Origin of the sequence: Streptomyces sp. NPDC093071, from assembly GCF_044754545.1 — a bacterium.
Taxonomy (GTDB): domain Bacteria; phylum Actinomycetota; class Actinomycetes; order Streptomycetales; family Streptomycetaceae; genus Streptomyces.
This window is the reverse complement of the sequence record NZ_JBIVPH010000014.1, coordinates 1-19,092: the sequence shown is the minus strand read 5'-3', so window position 1 is coordinate 19,092 and position 19,092 is coordinate 1. Positions and strand designations below refer to the sequence as shown.

The window sequence follows — 19,092 nt, the reverse complement described above, 5'->3', positions numbered from 1 at the left end:
GAGACTCGTCGACCGGGCCGGGCGCGGGATCACGCCGCCGGCCGGACATGGGCGTCCTCGAGGATCGAGTCACTGTCCACCCAGCCGTCGTTCACCGCGTCGCGGACCTGGTTGCCCGTCGACTGGGGCGGCAGGTCGGAACCGTACTTCTCGATGGCGTCCAGGGCCGACTGCCTGGTCTGGCTCTGCGCCGAGGCCTGGTAGTCGTTGAGTTCCCGGCCGGTCTGGTAGAGCGCCCGGTCCGTCGCGCCCTGCGCCTGCTGACCGTCCATGAGCCGGTCGATCGCCATGCCGGCGATCCCGCCGAAGTAGCCACTGGCCCCGGCCCCCGCCAGCGATCCGGCCGCGGTCGCCGGGGCGAGCGCGACCGCGCCCACGCCGATGGCCGCTCCGGCCAGCGCCTTCATGTAGTCGCCCTTCGCCTTGAGGGCATCGTTCTGCTCCTTCTCGCTGGCGATCTCGGCGCTGATGCCCTCGTCCGCGTTGGCGTGGCCGACGATCCCCTGGATGACGCCGGTGCTCTCCGAGATCGTGCGGATGGCCTCGGCGGGCCCTCCGTCGTACAGGGACGGGTCGGAGACGTGGGCCTCCATCAGGCTGGAGGTGTAGACGCCCTGGCCGAGGATGATGCCCGCCCGGCCGTTGGGGTCCTGGGAGACCTCGTACAGGAACCGCGTCACGTCCGTCTTGTCGAGTCCGTCGGGGAGGGCGCTGTCCGTCAGGAAGATCGGCTCCGCGCCCTTGCCGGCCATGGCCCTGCTGATCTCCGGCATGTAGGCGCTCGCCATGTTCCCGAAGCTGTCCCCGAGCCCCTTGCTCACCAGGTCCGAACCGCCGTCCGGCTGCGCCACCATGTGCATGACGTTCTTCATGATGCCGACCTGGGTCGCGGTGTGCGGAGCGGGGCCGTCCGGCTTCTCGCCCACGCCGACGCCCATGACGGCGGCCTCCAGGGCACGGCCCACCGAGGTATCCCGGTCGGTGTACCGGGTGCTCTCCAGGACGTGCTCCAGGACCTTCTTGTCGTCGAAGGTGTTCGTCGCGGCCTCGGAGTTGTGGGACAGCGCGTCCATGAACCCCACCAGGGGGTCGCGCCCGTCGTCCTTGCCGAACACCAGGTCCGTGAGCTGGTGGTTGTCGCCGTGCCACAGGTTCTTGGAGCCGATGCCGGGCGGGCCGGCCGGTGCCATGTCCTGCTTGAGGAGCTGCTTGCCGTACGCGTCGAGGAACTCCGCGTCGTACTTCCCGTGGTGCATCAGGCTGCTGATCACCTGGTAGCCGTACGCACCGACCGTCCGCCCCGGCACGTTGACGGCGTCGGAGACGAAGTTCTTGTTCGACTGGTCGACCAGGTCCTTCTTCCAGGACTGCATCGCATCGGTGTCGGAGAGCGTCGCGGTGGCGAGCGTCATGCTCAGGTTCTTCTGGAACTCCTCCATCCGCTTGAGCTCGCCGTCGCGGGCGCCCATGTGGACGTCCGACATCTCGGTCCAGAACCGGAGCGTGCCCTCGGCCCCCAGCCGCGTCGCGAACCGGGCCGAGAAGAGCTGGTCGTCCTTGTACTTCGCCAAGGTGTCGTTGAACTCCTTGAGCTCCGCGTCGGACATCTTCTCGGGGTGCTTCGCCAGCTTCGCCAGGTCGTCGGCGCGCCGCATCGCCTCGGCGGCGGAGTCCCGGTCCTCGTACGAGACGCCGGAGAAGCCGTAGTCGGCCTGCTCCGCGATGGCCCGCAACACCTGGGAGGCGGTCGAGTCGCTGGTCGTGGCCTTCGTGAGGATGCCCTGGAGCTCGTCCCGCAGGTCCTTGACGGCCTGCTCGCTGTTCGGCGGCTCGGGATGGACGTTCACGAAGACCCGGAAGCCGCCGCCCTGCTCGCCCACGACCGAGAGCTTCTTCTCCCAGCCCCGGTCGATGGCCCGGTTGAGCTCGTCGCGGTACCCCACGAGCTCGTCGCGGGTGTCCCGGAGGATGTCCCGGATGCTGGTGGCCTGCGCGAGCGCGTCCGCGAACTCGCCGGCCGTCTTGGAGACGAACTGCCGCGACACCGTGGCGTTCACCCCGGCCCACTCGGCCCGGTCAGCCTTCGCCTTCAGGTCCTCGCGGGCGTCCTTCTCGTAGCCCTTGAGGTGACCGACGACCTTCGTCCAGTCGTCGATCGCCGTGCCCAGCGCCGCGAAGTTGCCTTGGCGCAGTGCTTCGAGGTCCATCAGCGCTTCACCCCCTCGTCGAAGCCCTTGTCCAGCGTCGCGATGCTGCTGACGGTCGTGGCGATGAAGTACTCGTCGCCGGCGTGCGCGTTCTTGGTGAAGTCCATGTGGTTGGAGATGTGCGCGCACGCGTCCAACAGGGTCTTCAGGGACTTCTCCCACCGGTCCTGCACCACCTGCAGGGCGCCGCCCAGCTCGAACTCCTGCGCCGTGAGGTCCTTCGCCGCCGTCTGACTGCTGGACCACGCGTCACGGCCGTGATTCCCCAGGCCCTCGAACAGTTTGAACGCGCTGTTCCCGACCGCGGCGAGGTCCTGGTCGTCCACCGCGAGGTCGCCCCCGGTACCGCCGCCGCGGTTCTCCTCCCGCTCGTCGGGCAGCCGGTTCAGCCGCATCCGCGTCGAATCCTGATCGGCGGCCGAGGACTTCAGCTGTTCCCACTCGTCCCACGCCATGTCGTGATTCCTTCCCCCGTGTGTACGTCTGGATGGACCGTTCCAGGGCCGCCCCCGCGACCCCTCGTCATCGGCCGGGCCCCGGACGGGAACGCGGCCGGCCGCACCGTCACACCTCCGGCACCAGGCCGGTCTGCACCAGCGGATTCCCCCGCTGCCGCGACACGTAGATGCCCCGCCCCGCCGGCATCGGCCTCATGCGGACGCCGCCGAGCACGTCGCCCTCCTGCGGGTCGCCGGAGAGCAGGACGCCCTGGGCGCCGAGCTCCATCATCCGCTGCATGAAGGACTCGTACGCCGCCCGGCTCGCACCGGCCGCGCTGCGGGCGATGATGAAGCGGACGCCCACGTCCCGCGCGAACGGCAGCAGCTCCGTCAGCTTCGCCAGCGGGTTGCCGCTGGACGTGGACACCAGGTCGTAGTCGTCCACGACGACGAAGAGGGACGGGCCCTGCCACCAGCTGCGCTCCCGCAGCTGCTGCGCCGTGACGTCCGCCGACGGGGAGCGGCGCCGCATCAGGTCGGCGAGCGCGTCCACGTGGTGCTCCATGTTGTTCGACATGGGCACGTACTCCGCGAGGTGGCTCGCCGGGGCGACGTCGAGCAGCGCCCGCCGGTTGTCGATCACGAAGAACTTCGCCGCACCGCCGTCGTACCGCTCCGAGATCTGCTTGATCAGCAGCCGCAGCAGGTTCGACTTGCCCGACTCGCTCTCGCCGAAGACCAGGAAGAACGGATCGCGGTCGAAGTCCACGAAGACCGGCTCCAGGCCGTTCTCGTCGATGGCGAACGCCACCCCGCGCCCCGGCTCCGCGTGACCGGCCGGCAGCTCGCGCACGTCCAGCTCGCGCGGCAGCAGACGCACCTCCGGCGCGCCCGGCGCCGTCCAGTGCCGCGTGACCTCCTGCGTCATCGCGGCCGTCGCCTCGGACAGGTCGCTGTCCGAGCTGATGCCGTCGATGCGCGGCACGGCCGCCATGAAGTGCAGCTTCTCCGGCGTCAGACCGCGGCCGGGCACGCCCGTCGGCACGTTGGCGGCGATCTTGCGGTCCAGCTCGGAGTCCATCGTGTCGCCGAGCCGCAGTTCCAGCCTGTTCATCAGGTGGTCCTTGAGGTTCGCGCGGACCTCCATGGAGCGCGAGGCCGTCAGGATCACGTGGATGCCGTAGCCGAGCCCGCGCGCGGCGATGTCGACGACGGCGGCCTCCAGGCCCTCGTACTCGGTGCGGAAGTTGCCCCAGCCGTCGATCACGAGGAAGACGTCGCCCCACGGCTGGTCCTTCACCGAGATGTCACCCCGGGCCCGGAGCCTGCGGTACGTCGCTATGGAGTCGATCCCGGCGCTGCGGAAGTACTCCTCGCGGCGGGACAGGACGCCGTAGACCTCGGCCACCGTGCGCCGCACCCGCTCCGGGTCGAGCCGGGACGCCACCCCGCCGACGTGCGGAAGGCCCGCGACCGACGACAGACCGCCACCACCGAAGTCGAGGCCGTAGAACTGCACCTCGTGCGGGGTGTGGGTCAGCGCGAAGGCGGAGACGATCGTCCGCAGCAGCGTCGACTTGCCGGACTGCGGACCGCCGATGACCTGCATGTGGCCCGCGGCGCCGGAGAAGTCCCGGTAGAGCGTGTCGCGGCGCTGCTCGTACGGCTTGTCCACCACGCCCAGCGGGACGACGAGCCTGCCGGCCCCCTCGTACCCCTGCTGCGTCAGGCCCCGGCCCTCCACGCCCGCGAGACCGGGCAGGACCGAGTCGAGCGGCGGCGGGTTGTCGAGCGGCGGCAGCCACACCTGGTGCGCCTCGACCCCCCGCCCCTCCAGCCGGCGCACGATCACGTCGAGCACCGAGTCGGCCAGCGCGTCGTCCTCCGGCCTCCGGGCCTCGGGCACCCGTCCCCGGGCCGCCGGTTCGACGTGGTGCACCGGCACGTGCGCCGCGGTGAACAGGGCGGGCCGCCGGTCCACGGGCAGCGGCCCGCCCGGCACGACGGCGTGCTGGTTCGCGCGGTACACCCCGGAGACGTACGCCGCCTTGAAGCGGACCATCTCGTCGGTGCCGTACTTGAGGTACCCGGAACCGGGCACGTTCGGCAGCGTGTAGGCGTCGGGAACGCCGATGGCCGCGCGGGACTCGGCCGCGGAGAAGGTCCGCAGACCGATCCGGTACGACAGGTACGTCTCCAGACCGCGCAGCCGGCCCTCCTCCAGGCGCTGCGAGGCCAGCAGCAGGTGCACGCCGAGCGAACGCCCGATGCGGCCGATCTGCACGAACATCTCGATGAAGTCCGGCATGGCCGTGAGCAGCTCGCTGAACTCGTCGATGACGAGGACGAGCGACGGGATCGGCTGGAGCGGCGCGCCCGCCGCGCGGGCCTTCTCGTAGTCGTGGATGTTGGCGTAGTTGCCCGCGTCGCGCAGCATCTCCTGGCGCCGGTTCAGCTCGCCCCGGATGGAGTCGCCCATGCGGTCCACCAGCGTGAGGTCGTCCGCCAGGTTGGTGATCACCGCGGCGACGTGCGGCATCTGCGACATGCCGGCGAAGGTGGCGCCGCCCTTGAAGTCCGCGAGGACGAAGTTCAGCGTCTCGGAGGAGTGCGTCACCGCCAGGCCGAGGACGAGCGTGCGCAGCAGCTCCGACTTGCCGGAACCGGTCGCGCCCACGCACAGGCCGTGCGGCCCCATGCCCTCCTGCGCCGCCTCCTTGAGGTCGAGCATCACCGGGACGCCGTCCTCGCCGACGCCGATCGGCACCCGCAGCCGCTCCGAGCGGGAACGGGGCCGCCAGGTGCGGGCGACGTCGACCGAGGCCGCGTCCCCGAGGTTCAGCAGGTCGGTGAAGTCCAGGTTGGCGAGCAGCGGTTCGTCGTCGTCCGAACCGGACGCGACCCGCAGCGGGGCGAGCTGGCGGGCGAGCGCCTCGGCGACGTCCGGGTCCAGCCGGTCGGGCGTCCCGTCGTACACGTGCCCGTGCCCGGACTCCAGGCGCAGCGAGTCGCCCTCCACGACCACGGCCAGGTCGCCGCGGGCCCCGGTGTTCCGGCCCTGCACGACCTCGATGATCGTCACGCCCTGGATGCCCTCGGGGGAGGCGAGCGCCGAGGTCTGCGGGACCGACTGGCCGTCGAGCACGACGACGAGGTGCGGGTGGTCGAGCAGCGGATGGCCGGCGCCCTGGAAGCGGGGGCGTCCTTCGAGCCGGGCGTCGAGCATCTCCTGGAGCTCGCGCGCGTCCGTGGTGATCAGACGCCGGCTGCCCGCGCCGTCCCCGGGCCCCGAAGCCTGCACGTGCGGCAGCCACTTCGCCCACTCCCAGGCGGGCGCCGCCCCGCCGTCCGCGGCGACGGCGACGACCAGGTCCTCGGGGGAGTGCAGCGCCACGAGCGAGCCGATCAAGGCGCGCGCGGTGGAGCGGGCGGAGTCGCCGTCCCCGCTCACGGTGAGGTGGTAGAAGGCGCGCAGCGACACGGCCATGGGCAGGCCGTCCAGGGTGCCGTGCGCGGTGAGGAACTGCCGCATCGCACCGGCGGTCAGCGGCTCCAGCTCGTCGACGGGGGCGGTTTCGGGGGCCATGAGCGGAGTCGCGAGCTGCTGGCTGCCGAGTCCGACGCGCACCTGCGCGAAGTCGTCGTCGCCGATGCGCCGTTCCCAGACCCGGCTGCCCTCGGCGACCAGCGCCCACAGCTGCTCGGGCGCCGGGTGCAGATAGAACTGCGCGTCGCGCTGGAGGCGGGCGGTCCGCAGGACTGCGCGCCGCGTCTGGGTCAGGTACTTCAGGTAGTCGCGCCGCATGTCGGCGAGCTGCCCCTGCGTCCCGCGCCGGTAACGCACCAGCATCGCGATGGCCATGGCGACCGTCGAGGCGATCATGATCATGCCCATGATGCGCATGATCGGGTTCGGCGTCATGAAGAAGAAGACCACCGAACCGCCCATGCCGAGCATCGGCAGGAGCTGCATCAGGGCGCCCTCCTGCTGTCCCCGGGGGAGCTCCGGAGGAGGTTGCAACTGCACCTGCTCGCTCGGCACTTCGGAGGGCAGAGCCCGTGGTGGGCGCTTGACGACGATCTGACTCACAGCTCACCAATTTCCGTTGCCGGACGGAAAGTTCCTCTGGGCGCCCCCGTGGCGACGAGATCCATCCGCGGGGACGGATCTTACTTTGGTACGGAGTCACGGGTGGGCGGTAGGGTGACCCGAAACGTTTGCGCACCCATGAGCTATCGCAAAATAAAGGGTCATTCGGAGCGCATCGTCCGGAGCGCGGCGCACCCGGCCCCACGGCGCCCGGAGCGCGGCGCCGGGCCCGCCGGCCAGGATCACCACGAGGGGAAGCAGCAGGTGAGTATGACGGCCCCAGCCACGGCCAGCGGACCGGGCCAGTCGGCCCCCGCGCCCGTCTTCCACGGCGGCACCGGCTTCTGCCGCGTCACGGTCGTCGCGCCCGACGGCCGCGTCGACGTCGCCCTGCCCGAGGACGTCGCGGTCGCGGACCTCTACCCGGAGGTCCTCCGCCTCTCCGGCCAGACCCCGGAGCCGGGCGCCCCGGTCGGCTACCACCTGGTGCGCCGCGACGGCACCGTCCTCGACGCCGGCCGCTCGCTCGCGGCCCAGCGCATCCTCGACGGCGAACTGCTCTCGCTGCGCCCCTTCGCCGAGTCCCTGCCGCCCGCGGTCTTCGACGACGTCTCGGACGCCGTCGCCTCCGCCGTGGCCCGCGACCGCACCCTCTGGTCCGACGCCCTGATGCGCGGCGCCGGACTCTTCGGCGGCTCCGTCCTCCTCGTCCTCCTCGCGTTCGTGCTGTGGACGGCCGACCCCCGGCACGACACCCACGGCCTGCCGGGCGTCCTCGCCGCCGTCACCGGCGTCCTGCTCCTGGCGCTCGCCGGCGTCCGCGCCCGGGTCTACGACGACCGGGGCTCCGCCGTGGCCCTCGGCACCGGCGCCATGGCGAACGCGGCCGTCGCCGGCGCCGGACTGCTGCCCCTGGCGGCCGGACAGGGCATGGGCAAGCTCCAGTTCCTCCTCGCCTGCGCCGCCGTCCTCGTCTTCGCCGTCATCCTGACGATCGTCTCCCCGGGCGGCGACGGCCCGTTCGTCGCGTTCGTCCTCGCCTCCGCCGTCGGCCTCCTCGTCGGCTTCGTGGCCGTCCTGACGAACCTGAAGCCGTCCGAGACCGCCGCCGTCTGCGCGCCCCTCGCCGTCGGCGCCCTCGCCTTCCTGCCCGGACTCTCCACCCGCTTCGCCCGGCTCCCCATCGGCTTCGACCCGCCCAGGACCGCCGTCGGCGGCTACGGCACCGAGGCCGAGCCGCAGGGCCCGGTCGACGCCGTCCGCATCGCCGCCCAGGCCCGCCGCGGCCACGAGCTCCTGGTCGGCCTCGTCGGCGGCTGCGCCCTCGTCGCCGTCGCCGCCGCGGCCGTCCTCGGCTTCTCGGAGAACGTCTGGGGCCAGCTCCTGGCGCTCGCCACCGGCGTCGCCATGCTGATGCGCGCCCACCTCTTCCGCTACACCGCGCAGGTCGGCTGCGCGCTCGGGGCCGGCCTCGGCGCCCTGGTGCTGCTCGGCCTCGGCCTCTGCCTGAACCCGCCCCCGGAGCTGATCCAGGAGGCCCTCAAGGGCGACGGCACCGGCCTGGACATCCGGACGATCTGGCTCTCCGCCGCCGTCGCGGGCGTCGCCGCGCTGATCACCGCCATCGGCCTGATCGTCCCCCGCAAGGGCGTCACCCCCTTCTGGGGCCGCTTCCTGGAGATCGCCGAGACCTTCGTCCTCCTCACGCTGCTGCCGCTCTGCCTCGCGGTCTTCGACGTCTACCACTCCGTCCGGGCGATGACGTCCTGAGCCCTGGTACGCTGTGTGACGGCCGTTTGTGTACGCGCTCCCGGAAGACCCCCGACACGCTCGGGAACCCTCTGGAAGCTGCGCCCATCGGACCTTCGCCCGTCGAGTCACGGAAGCTTCCCCTGAGACCTAGACCAGGGGCACTCGCGGGCGCACGAACCAAGAGGAGATCCGCGTGGCTCTCGACGCCGCCGTCAAGAAGCAGATCATGGCCGAGTTCGGCACCAAGGAGGGCGACACCGGCTCCCCCGAGGTCCAGGTCGCGATGCTGTCCCGTCGCATCTCGGACCTGACCGAGCACCTCAAGCAGCACAAGCACGACCACCACTCCCGCCGTGGTCTGCTGATCCTGGTCGGCCAGCGCCGCCGCCTGCTGCAGTACCTGGCCAAGAAGGACATCCAGCGCTTCCGTACGCTGGTCGACCGCCTCGGCATCCGCCGCGGTGCGGCCGGCGGCGCCAAGTAAGACGCCGTGAAGGGAGCGGTTCCCGCGTTCAGGGAGCCGCTCCCTTTGCCGTACACACGCTCGTACGCACGCCCGCACGCGTCGCACACACGGCCGTACGGGCCGTAGCACGCGCCGCCGTACGTGCGCGAAGTGCACCCGGACATTTAGTCTGGTAGCTACAACCCCATACGACGAGCGAGAAGCCGCCGGCCAGCCGCCGGTCCTCGGTAGTGGCCCCCGGAACCGAAACCCCGGGTGCTTCGATCGAAGACCGGCCCGCCCTCCGAGTGCGAGCTTCTCCGCCGCCGTCGCACACCGTCCCCGGCCACACGGGCCCCGGACGCAAAGACGAACACGTAGGAGAACCCCATAGTGGAGAACGAGACCCACTACGCCGAGGCCGTCATCGACAACGGAACCTTCGGCACCCGCACCATCCGCTTCGAGACCGGCCGCCTCGCCAAGCAGGCCGCCGGCTCCGCCGTCGCCTACCTGGACGACGACACGATGGTCCTTTCCGCGACCACCGCCTCGAAGCGCCCCAAGGACCAGCTCGACTTCTTCCCCCTGACGGTGGACGTCGAGGAGCGGATGTACGCGGCCGGCAAGATCCCCGGCTCCTTCTTCCGCCGGGAGGGCCGCCCCTCTGAGGACGCCGTCCTCACCTGTCGCCTGATCGACCGCCCGCTGCGCCCCTCCTTCAAGAAGGGCCTGCGCAACGAGATCCAGATCGTCGAGACGATCATGGCGCTCAACCCCGACCACCTGTACGACGTGGTCGCCATCAACGCCGCCTCCGCCTCCACGATCCTGGCGGGCCTGCCCTTCTCCGGCCCCATCGGCGCCACCCGCGTCGCCCTGATCAAGGGCCAGTGGGTCGCGTTCCCGACGCACACCGAGCTCGAGGACGCCGTCTTCGACATGGTCGTCGCCGGTCGCGTCCTGGAGGACGGCGACGTCGCGATCATGATGGTCGAGGCCGAAGCCACCGAGAAGACCGTCCAGCTCGTCAAGGGCGGCGCCGAGGCGCCGACCGAGGAGGTCGTCGCCGCCGGTCTCGAGGCCGCGAAGCCCTTCATCAAGGTCCTCTGCAAGGCCCAGTCGGACCTCGCCGCCAAGGCCGCCAAGCCCACCGGCGAGTTCCCGGTCTTCCTCGACTACCAGGACGACGTCCTGGAGGCGCTCTCCTCCGCCGTCAAGGGCGAGCTCGCCCAGGCGCTCACCATTGCCGGCAAGCAGGAGCGCGAGGCCGAGCTCGACCGCATCAAGGAGCTCGCCGCCGAGAAGCTCCTCCCGGCCTTCGAGGGCCGCGAGAAGGAGATCTCGGGCGCCTACCGCGCGCTGACCAAGAAGCTGGTCCGCGAGCGCATCATCAAGGACAAGGTCCGCATCGACGGCCGCGGCATCACGGACATCCGTACGCTCGCCGCCGAGGTCGAGGCCATCCCGCGCGTGCACGGCTCCGCCCTGTTCGAGCGCGGCGAGACCCAGATCCTGGGCGTCACCACCCTCAACATGCTCCGTATGGAGCAGCAGCTGGACACCCTCTCCCCGGTGACCCGCAAGCGCTACATGCACAACTACAACTTCCCGCCGTACTCCGTCGGCGAGACCGGCCGCGTGGGCTCGCCCAAGCGCCGCGAGATCGGCCACGGCGCCCTCGCCGAGCGCGCCCTCGTGCCGGTCCTCCCGACCCGCGAGGAGTTCCCCTACGCGATCCGCCAGGTGTCCGAGGCCCTCGGCTCCAATGGCTCGACGTCGATGGGCTCGGTCTGCGCCTCCACCATGTCGCTGCTGAACGCCGGTGTGCCGCTCAAGGCCCCCGTCGCCGGCATCGCCATGGGCCTGATCTCCGAGGAGATCGACGGTCAGACGCACTACGTCGCCCTCACCGACATCCTCGGTGCGGAGGACGCCTTCGGTGACATGGACTTCAAGGTCGCCGGTACGAAGGACTTCGTCACCGCCCTCCAGCTCGACACCAAGCTGGACGGCATCCCGGCCTCCGTCCTGGCCGCGGCCCTCAAGCAGGCCCGCGACGCCCGCCTCCACATCCTCGACGTGATGATGGAAGCGATCGACACGCCGGACGAGATGTCCCCCAACGCCCCGCGGATCATCACCGTCAAGATCCCCGTGGACAAGATCGGCGAGGTCATCGGCCCCAAGGGCAAGATGATCAACCAGATCCAGGAGGACACCGGCGCCGAGATCACGATCGAGGACGACGGCACCATCTACATCGGTGCCGCCGACGGCCCGGCCGCCGAGGCCGCCCGCGCCACGATCAACGGCATCGCCAACCCGACCATGCCGGAGGTCGGCGAGCGCTACCTGGGCACGGTCGTCAAGACCACCACCTTCGGTGCCTTCGTCTCCCTGCTCCCGGGCAAGGACGGCCTGCTGCACATCTCGCAGATCCGCAAGCTCGCCGGCGGCAAGCGCGTGGAGAACGTCGAGGACGTGCTCGCGATCGGCTCCAAGGTCCAGGTCGAGATCGCCGAGATCGACCAGCGCGGCAAGCTCTCCCTGATCCCCGTGATCGCGGACGAGGACGCCGAGGGCGAGAAGGACGACGCCGCCAAGTGACGTCCCGTAGTCCCCGCGCGACGGCCCGCCCCTCTTCGGAGGGGCGGGCCGTCGCCCGTACCCAAACGCTTCTCCCGGGCAAGGACGGCATCGGCACGGTCCGCCGTACGACCCTCCCCGGCGGCCTCCGCATCGTCACCGAGACCCTCCCCTCCGTGCGCTCCGCCACCTTCGGCATCTGGGCGCACGTCGGCTCCCGCGACGAGACCCCGGCGCTCAACGGCGCCACCCACTACCTGGAACACCTCCTCTTCAAGGGCACCCACAAGCGGTCCGCCCTCGACATCTCCGCCGCGATCGACGCGGTCGGCGGCGAGATGAACGCCTTCACGGCGAAGGAGTACACCTGCTACTACGCGCGGGTCCTCGACACCGACCTGCCGCTCGCGATCGACGTCGTCTGCGACATGCTCACCGGCTCGCTCGTCCTCGACGAGGACGTGGACGCCGAGCGCGGCGTCATCCTCGAAGAGATCGCGATGACCGAGGACGACCCCGGCGACGTCGTGCACGAGCTGTTCGCGCAGACGATGTTCGGCGACACCCCGCTCGGCCGCCCGGTCCTCGGCACCGTCGACACCGTCAACGCGCTCACCCGGAACCAGATCGCCCGCTTCTACAAGAAGCACTACGACCCGACCCACCTGGTCGTCGCCGCCGCGGGCAACGTCGACCACGCCGCGGTGGTGCGCCAGGTCCGCCGCGCTTTCGAGAAGGCCGGCGCCCTCACCCGCACCGACGCCGTCCCCGTCGCCCCCCGCGACGGCCGGCGCACCCTGCGCGCGGCGGGCCGCGTCGAGCTCCTCGGCCGCAAGACCGAGCAGGCCCACCTGGTCCTCGGGATGCCGGGCCTGGCCCGCACCGACGAGCGCCGCTGGGCCCTCGGCGTGCTGAACACCGCCCTCGGCGGCGGCATGTCCTCCCGCCTCTTCCAGGAGGTCCGGGAGAAGCGCGGCCTGGCCTACAGCGTGTACTCGTACACCTCGGGCTTCGCCGACTGCGGCCTCTTCGGGGTGTACGCGGGCTGCCGGCCGGGCCAGGTCCACGACGTCCTGAAGATCTGCCGGGACGAGCTCCACAAGGTCGCCTCCGACGGCCTCACGGACGAGGAGATCCGCCGTGCCGTCGGCCAGCTCTCCGGCTCGACCGTGCTCGGCCTGGAGGACACCGGCGCGCTGATGAACCGCATCGGCAAGAGCGAGCTGTGCTGGGGCAGCCAGATGTCGGTCGACGACATGCTGACCCGGATCGCCGCCGTCACCCCGGACGAGGTCCGGGAGGTCGCCCGCGATGTACTGGAGCAGCGACCCTCGCTCGCGGTGATCGGCCCGCTGAAGGACAAGCAGGCCGACCGCCTCCGGCAAGCGGTCTCCTGACCCACGAGTCCCCTAAGGAAGAGCAATGAGCAAGCTGCGCGTGGCGGTCCTCGGAGCCCGGGGCCGCATCGGCTCCGAAGCGGTCCGGGCCGTCGAGGCCGCCGAGGACATGGAACTGGTCGCGGCCCTCGGCCGCGGCGACGGGCTGGAGAAGCTCGTCGAGGCCGACGCCCAGGTCGTGGTCGAACTGACCACGCCCGACTCGGTGATGGAGAACCTCGACTTCTGTCTGCGCCACGGCATCCACGCCGTCGTCGGCACCACCGGCTGGACCGAGGAGCGCCTCGCGCGGCTGCGGACCCGGCTCGACGCCGCCCCGGGGACCGGCGTCCTCATCGCCCCGAACTTCTCCATCGGCGCGGTCCTCACCATGAAGTTCGCCCAGATCGCGGCCCCGTACTTCGAGTCGGTCGAGGTCGTCGAGCTGCACCACCCGAACAAGGTGGACGCCCCCTCGGGCACCGCCACCCGCACCGCCCAGCTGATCGCCGAGGCCCGGTCGAAGGCAGGCTGCGCCCCGCAGCCCGACGCCACGACCACGGCCCTGGACGGCGCGCGCGGCGCCGACGTCGACGGCGTCCCGGTGCACGCCGTACGCCTGCGCGGGCTCCTCGCCCACCAGGAGGTGCTGCTCGGCGGCGAGGGCGAGACCCTCACCGTCCGGCACGACTCCCTGCACCACTCCAGCTTCATGCCGGGCATCCTGCTCGGGGCCCGACGCGTGACCGCCACCCCCGGCCTCACCTTCGGCCTGGAGCACTTCCTGGACCTGGGCTGACGGCCGTGGGTGGAAAGATCACGTACGTCTTCCTCTCCACCGTGCTCGTGCTGGTCTTCGGCGTGGTGGGGATGGAGGGCGTCCTGCTGCTCCTCACCGGCGAGCCGGCCGCCATGGGCATGGGCGCGGTGGCGTTCCTGCTGCCCCTGGTCGGCGGCTGGTTCCTCTGGAAGAACACCCGCTTCGCCCGCCGGGCGAACCGCCTCGCCGCCGAGCTGGAGGCGGAGGGCGGTCTGCCCGTCGACGAGCTGACGCGCACGGCGGGCGGCCGGATCGACCGGGACTCGGCCGACGAGGTCTTCGCCCGGCGCAAGGCCGAGACGGAGGACTCGCCCGAGGACTGGCGCTGCTGGTTCCGGCTGGCGGTCGCCTATCACGACGCCCGCGACACCCCCCGGGCCCGCGAGGCGATGCAGCGGGCCATCGCGCTCCACGAGGGGCGCCCGGTCAGCGCGTAGCGGCGACCGGGGCCGTGCCGTACTCGGCGTTCCAGGCCTCGACCGTGTCGGCCGCCCGGTCGAAGGCCTCGACCCGGGAGAGGAAGTCGGCGTTGTGGTCGGTGAGCAGCAGCAGCTGCTCACCACCCTGCCGGCCGAGCACCAGGGCCTGTCCCTGGACGGTGCGGGGGAGCCCCAGCCAGCGCACCGGCTGCTGGACGGTCCGTACGGAGGTCACCTTGGCCCACGGCACGGTGACGGTCGAGAGGAAGCCCACGCGCCGCACGCCGGCCCGGCTCACCCAGGTGCCCATCCGCAGCATCCGCAGGGTGGCCAGGATGATCAGTCCGGCGATGCCGAAGGTGACGGTCGCGCCGCCGACGGAGCCCGCCGCGGCGACGATCACCGCGGCGAGCAGGACGAAGGAGGCGAGCAGCAGCGAAAGCGCCGCCGCCCCGACCCGCCAGGACCCCGGCCGGTACGGACGACGCCACTGGTCGTGGTCGTCGAACGGCAGGGCGACCTGGTCGTTCGCGTCAAAAGCATGGTCGGCCGTCAGAAAGGGCAGGGGCACGACAGATCCTCACTCACAAGCACGCTCGAAGGGGCGATGCCCGGTGAGGCTACCTCAGCGGTTGTCGGAGGCCTCGGACTGCTGCTGACGCGTGGCCGAGTCACCCGACTGGAGCGAGGGCATCCCGAGGACCAGCGACCCGACGAGACCGGCCACGACGGTCAGCCCGAGCAGGGTGCGGCCCACGAGCTGCGAGGCGCTGGGGCGCTCCCGGGGCGGTGGAGTGACGTTACTGCGAAAGTGGTCGGCCTCCGCGACGAACGCGAATGGTACGGGCTCTCGCCGGCGCAGCATCAGGTCCACTCTCCTCGGGTGTCGTCGTGCTTCACAGGTACAGACGACAGAACCGGTCTTTCGGTGCCCGATTTCGCCAAGGTTTTCACCAAACCGGCCGAATGTAGTCCTCCGGTAGGAGGGGGTCCGCCCTATGGAGGATCCCGCCGGGACCCCTCGTTAAAGTGGGCGGCTGCACCCCGACTGGAAGGACCGCTGGTGAGCGACAGCCCCACCGAGAACGTGAAGATCGACTTCCGGAGCGACGTCACCGTCGACCTGGTCAAGAGCGCGGCGGCCGACTCCGACGTCCTGTGGGCCGCCCGGGTCTCCACGGCGGGCGAGCAGTCCCTCGAAGAGCTCCAGAAGGACCCGGAGCGCTCGAAGGGCCTCATCAACTTCTTGATGCGGGACCGCCACGGCAGCCCGTTCGAGCACAACTCGATGACCTTCTTCATCAGCGCCCCGATCTTCGTCTTCCGCGAGTTCATGCGGCACCGCGTGGGCTGGTCCTACAACGAGGAATCGGGCCGCTACAGGGAGCTCCAGCCGGTCTTCTACGTCCCCGACGCCTCCCGCAAGCTCGTCCAGGAGGGGCGCCCCGGCAAGTACGTCTTCGTCGAGGGCAGCCAGGAGCAGCACGACCTGGTGAGCCGCTCGATGGAGGACTCGTACCGGCAGGCGTACGACACGTACCAGGAGATGCTGGCCGCGGGCGTGGCCCGCGAGGTCGCCCGCGCGGTCCTCCCGGTCGGTCTCTTCTCCTCGATGTACGCCACCTGCAACGCGCGCTCGCTCATGCACTTCCTGGGCCTGCGCACCCAGCACGAGCTGGCCGCGGTCCCGTCCTTCCCGCAGCGGGAGATCGAGATGGTCGGCGAGAGGATGGAGGAGCACTGGGCCCGGCTGATGCCGCTGACCCACGCCGCCTTCAACAAGAACGGGCGCGTGGCCCCGTAGGGCACACATGTCCGACCTCGTCACGCGAAGTGTCCGTATTGCGACGTTTCACGAAGTTCATCTAGGCTGATCAAACGGACCCGGCGCTGTCTGAACCCCCGAGCAGGCAGCGCCGGGCTCCCTTTCTTCCGTCCCCCAGGGGGACACCCGGCGCTGAGCAGCGAGTAGCGTGTTACCCATGGCTCCGATCTCCACTCCGCAGACCCCCTTCGGGCGGGTCCTCACCGCCATGGTCACGCCCTTCACGGCGGACGGCGCACTCGACCTCGACGGTGCCCAGCGGCTCGCCACCCATCTGGTGGACGCGGGCAACGACGGCCTCGTCATCAACGGCACCACCGGCGAGTCCCCCACCACCAGCGACGCGGAGAAATCGGAGCTGGTACGAGCGGTACTGGAGGCGGTCGGCGACCGCGCCCACGTCGTCGCCGGCATCGGCACCAACGACACCCACCACTCGATCGCGCTCGCCCGCACGGCCGAGCGCGACGGCGCCCACGGCCTCCTCGCGGTCACGCCGTACTACAACAAGCCCTCGCAGGAGGGCCTCTACCGGCACTTCTCGGCCATCGCCGACGCCACCGAGCTCCCGGTGATGCTCTACGACATCCCCGGCCGCAGCGGCGTCCCGATCGACACCGAGACGATCGTCCGCCTCGCCGAGCACCCGCGCGTCGTCGCCAACAAGGACGCCAAGGGCGACCTCGGCCGCGCGAGCTGGGCCATCGCCCGCTCCGGCCTCGCCTGGTACTCCGGCGACGACATGCTCAACCTGCCGCTGCTCTCCGTCGGCGCCTGCGGCTTCGTCTCCGTCGTGGGCCACGTCGTCACCCCGGAGCTCCGCGCCCTCCTCGACGCCCACCTGGGCGGCGAGGTCCAGAAGGCGACCGAGATCCACCAGAAGCTGCTTCCGGTCTACACCGGCATGTTCCGCACCCAGGGCGTCATGACCACCAAGGCCGCCCTCGCCCTCCAGGGCCTCCCGGCCGGCCCCCTCAGGCTGCCCCTCGTGGAACTCTCCGCGCAGGAGACGGAGCAGCTCAGGCTCGACCTGGCCGCCGGCGGGGTAGAACTCTGACAACGGACTTCACAACTGAACACGGTCTGGACAACTGAACACCCACAACAGCAAGTGCACGATTGTCATGCGCGCCACGTGCCAGGGGGTACGTGGCGCGCGTGGTGAGGAGAGTCTTTTGAGTCATCCGCATCCCGAACTCGGCGCCCCGCCCAAGCTGCCCAAGGGCGCCCTGCGCGTCATTCCGCTCGGCGGCCTCGGCGAGATCGGCCGCAACATGACGGTCTTCGAATTCGACGGCCGTCTGCTCATCGTCGACTGCGGCGTCCTCTTCCCCGAGGAGGAGCAGCCCGGCGTCGACCTGATCCTGCCGGACTTCACCATCATCCGGGACCGCCTCGACGACATCGAGGGCATCGTGCTCACGCACGGCCACGAGGACCACATCGGTGCCGTCCCCTACCTGCTCCGGCTCAAGCCGGACATCCCGCTGATCGGCTCCAAGCTGACCCTCGCCCTGATCGAGGCCAAGCTCCAGGAGCACCGCATCCGCCCCTACACCCTCGAGGTGAAGGAGGGCGACCGGGAGGTCCTGGGAGCGTTCGACTGCGAGTTCATCGCGGTCAACCACTCCATCCCGGACGCGCTCGCGGTCGCGGTCCGCACCCCCGCGGGCATGGTCGTCGCCACCGGCGACTTCAAGATGGACCAGCTGCCGCTGGACGGCCGCCTCACCGACCTCCACACGTTCGCCCGGCTCAGCGAGGAGGGCATCGACCTCCTCCTCTCCGACTCGACGAACGCCGAGGTCCCGGGCTTCGTCCCGCCGGAGCGGGACATCTCGAACGTCCTGCGGAACGTCTTCGCGAACGCGCCGAAGCGCATCATCGTGGCCAGCTTCGCCAGCCACGTGCACCGCATCCAGCAGATCCTCGACGCCGCCCACGAGTACGGGCGCCGGGTCGCCTTCGTCGGCCGCTCGATGGTCCGCAACATGGGCATCGCCCGCGACCTGGGCTACCTCCGGGTCCCGGCCGGCCTCATCGTGGACGTGAAGACCCTCGACGACCTGCCGGACGACGAGGTCGTGCTCGTCTGCACGGGCTCCCAGGGCGAGCCGATGGCTGCCCTGTCCCGCATGGCCAACCGCGACCACCAGATCCGGATCGTCCCCGGCGACACCGTGATCCTGGCGTCCTCCCTGATCCCGGGCAACGAGAACGCGGTATACCGCGTGATCAACGGCCTGACCCGCTGGGGCGCGAACGTCGTCCACAAGGGCAACGCCAAGGTCCACGTCTCGGGCCACGCCTCGGCCGGCGAGCTGCTGTACTTCTACAACATCTGCCGGCCGAAGAACCTCATGCCGGTCCACGGCGAATGGCGCCACCTGCGAGCCAACGCCGAACTCGGCGCGATGACGGGTATCCCCAAGGACCACATCGTCATCGCCGAGGACGGCGTCGTCGTCGACCTGGTCGACGGCCGCGCCCGGATCACCGGCAAGGTCCAGGCGGGTTACGTGTACGTCGACGGCCTCTCGGTCGGCGACGTCACCGAGACCTCCCTCAAGGACCGCCGGATCCTCGGTGAGGAGGGCATCATCTCGGTCTTCGTCGTGGTCGACTCGTCGACCGGCAAGATCGTCGGCGGCCCCCACGTCCACGCCCGCGGCTCCGGCATCGAGGACTCCGCCTTCGACGCGGTGATCCCGAAGATCGACCAGGCGCTCAACAAGTCCTTCCAGGACGGCGTCGTCGAGCCGCACCAGCTCCAGCAGCTGATCCGCCGCTCCGTCGGCAAGTGGGTCTCCGACACCTACCGCCGTCGCCCGATGATCCTTCCGGTCGTCGTAGAGGTCTGACCAGCGCGGGAACGGAGCGGGGCACCTCGATTTGCATCGGGGCGCCCCGCTCCAGTACGTTTACGGCTCCGCCAGAACAGGAAGCCCCGGTGCCGACGTGCGCCCGGAAGGCCGAACGGGAGGCGGGAAATCCGACTCAGAACTTCTGATAAAGTCGGAACCGCCGAAAGGCCCCCGGAGCGAAAGCGAAAGGGACCGGAAAGCACCGAGGAAATCGGATCGGAAAGATCTGATAGAGTCGGAAACGCAAGACCGAAGGGAAAAGCCC

At 70.6% G+C, this 19,092-nt stretch carries 14 protein-coding genes; 9 read left to right on the top strand and 5 right to left on the bottom strand.

Annotation, left to right across the window (positions count from 1 at the left end):
• Positions 1-29: 29 nt before the first annotated feature.
• From ACIQD7_RS31970 to eccCa, 3 genes are all read right to left on the bottom strand, one after another.
• Complete coding sequence (locus ACIQD7_RS31970) at positions 30-2,207, bottom strand: hypothetical protein (protein WP_402446414.1); 2,178 nt, start codon at positions 2,205-2,207, stop codon at positions 30-32.
• On the bottom strand, positions 2,207-2,662 hold the full coding sequence (locus ACIQD7_RS31965) for a hypothetical protein (RefSeq protein WP_402446411.1): 456 nt from the start codon (positions 2,660-2,662) through the stop codon (positions 2,207-2,209). Before ACIQD7_RS31965 ends, ACIQD7_RS31970 begins: the two co-directional genes overlap by 1 nt.
• A 109-nt stretch (positions 2,663-2,771) precedes the next feature.
• On the bottom strand, positions 2,772-6,737 hold the full coding sequence (gene eccCa / locus ACIQD7_RS31960; protein ID WP_402446408.1) for a type VII secretion protein EccCa: 3,966 nt from the start codon (positions 6,735-6,737) through the stop codon (positions 2,772-2,774).
• Between the two features lie 270 nt (positions 6,738-7,007).
• Between eccCa and eccD the strand changes: the two genes are divergently transcribed.
• The 6 genes from eccD (at position 7,008) to ACIQD7_RS31930 (ending at position 14,156) form a co-directional block, all read left to right on the top strand.
• The gene (eccD, locus tag ACIQD7_RS31955; protein WP_402446406.1) at positions 7,008-8,507 is read left to right on the top strand and encodes a type VII secretion integral membrane protein EccD; all 1,500 of its coding nucleotides are present in this window, start codon (positions 7,008-7,010) and stop codon (positions 8,505-8,507) included.
• Between the two features lie 175 nt (positions 8,508-8,682).
• A complete protein-coding gene (gene rpsO, locus ACIQD7_RS31950) occupies positions 8,683-8,973 on the top strand; it encodes a 30S ribosomal protein S15 (protein WP_015036567.1) in 291 nt (96 codons plus the stop codon).
• Positions 8,974-9,327: 354 nt separating this feature from the next.
• A complete protein-coding gene (locus ACIQD7_RS31945) occupies positions 9,328-11,544 on the top strand; it encodes a polyribonucleotide nucleotidyltransferase (RefSeq protein WP_121830605.1) in 2,217 nt (738 codons plus the stop codon).
• Complete coding sequence (locus tag ACIQD7_RS31940; protein WP_402446403.1) at positions 11,541-12,920, top strand: M16 family metallopeptidase; 1,380 nt, start codon at positions 11,541-11,543, stop codon at positions 12,918-12,920. Before ACIQD7_RS31945 ends, ACIQD7_RS31940 begins: the two co-directional genes overlap by 4 nt.
• A 25-nt stretch (positions 12,921-12,945) precedes the next feature.
• Complete coding sequence (gene dapB / locus ACIQD7_RS31935) at positions 12,946-13,698, top strand: 4-hydroxy-tetrahydrodipicolinate reductase (protein WP_402446400.1); 753 nt, start codon at positions 12,946-12,948, stop codon at positions 13,696-13,698.
• A 5-nt stretch (positions 13,699-13,703) separates the two neighbouring features.
• Positions 13,704-14,156, top strand: a complete 453-nt coding sequence (locus ACIQD7_RS31930) for a hypothetical protein (RefSeq protein WP_121830608.1) — start codon at positions 13,704-13,706, stop codon at positions 14,154-14,156.
• Here the strand turns inward: ACIQD7_RS31930 and ACIQD7_RS31925 are convergent.
• On the bottom strand, positions 14,146-14,709 hold the full coding sequence (locus ACIQD7_RS31925) for a hypothetical protein (protein WP_402446396.1): 564 nt from the start codon (positions 14,707-14,709) through the stop codon (positions 14,146-14,148). The two genes, ACIQD7_RS31930 and ACIQD7_RS31925, sit on opposite strands and share 11 nt — an antisense overlap.
• 54 nt (positions 14,710-14,763) lie before the next feature.
• A complete protein-coding gene (locus ACIQD7_RS31920; RefSeq protein WP_383416227.1) occupies positions 14,764-15,003 on the bottom strand; it encodes a hypothetical protein in 240 nt (79 codons plus the stop codon).
• Positions 15,004-15,201: 198 nt separating this feature from the next.
• Between ACIQD7_RS31920 and thyX the strand changes: the two genes are divergently transcribed.
• From thyX to ACIQD7_RS31905, 3 genes are all read left to right on the top strand, one after another.
• A complete protein-coding gene (gene thyX, locus ACIQD7_RS31915) occupies positions 15,202-15,942 on the top strand; it encodes an FAD-dependent thymidylate synthase (RefSeq protein ID WP_402446394.1) in 741 nt (246 codons plus the stop codon).
• A gap of 178 nt (positions 15,943-16,120) precedes the next feature.
• Positions 16,121-17,020: a 4-hydroxy-tetrahydrodipicolinate synthase gene (gene dapA, locus ACIQD7_RS31910; protein ID WP_121830611.1), complete on the top strand. Its 900-nt coding sequence runs from the start codon at positions 16,121-16,123 to the stop codon at positions 17,018-17,020.
• A 118-nt stretch (positions 17,021-17,138) separates the two neighbouring features.
• The gene (locus ACIQD7_RS31905; protein WP_121830612.1) at positions 17,139-18,824 is read left to right on the top strand and encodes a ribonuclease J; all 1,686 of its coding nucleotides are present in this window, start codon (positions 17,139-17,141) and stop codon (positions 18,822-18,824) included.
• The last annotated feature ends 268 nt before the right edge of the window (positions 18,825-19,092 follow it).

Coding starts and splice junctions, on each gene's coding strand:
- ACIQD7_RS31970 (WP_402446414.1), bottom strand. CDS start 2,207: ATGGACCTCGAAGCACTGCGCCAAGGCAACTTCGCGGCGCTGGGCACG.
- ACIQD7_RS31965 (WP_402446411.1), bottom strand. CDS start 2,662: ATGGCGTGGGACGAGTGGGAACAGCTGAAGTCCTCGGCCGCCGATCAG.
- eccD (WP_402446406.1), top strand. CDS start 7,008: ATGACGGCCCCAGCCACGGCCAGCGGACCGGGCCAGTCGGCCCCCGCG.
- dapB (WP_402446400.1), top strand. CDS start 12,946: ATGAGCAAGCTGCGCGTGGCGGTCCTCGGAGCCCGGGGCCGCATCGGC.
- ACIQD7_RS31920 (WP_383416227.1), bottom strand. CDS start 15,003: ATGCTGCGCCGGCGAGAGCCCGTACCATTCGCGTTCGTCGCGGAGGCC.
- dapA (WP_121830611.1), top strand. CDS start 16,121: ATGGCTCCGATCTCCACTCCGCAGACCCCCTTCGGGCGGGTCCTCACC.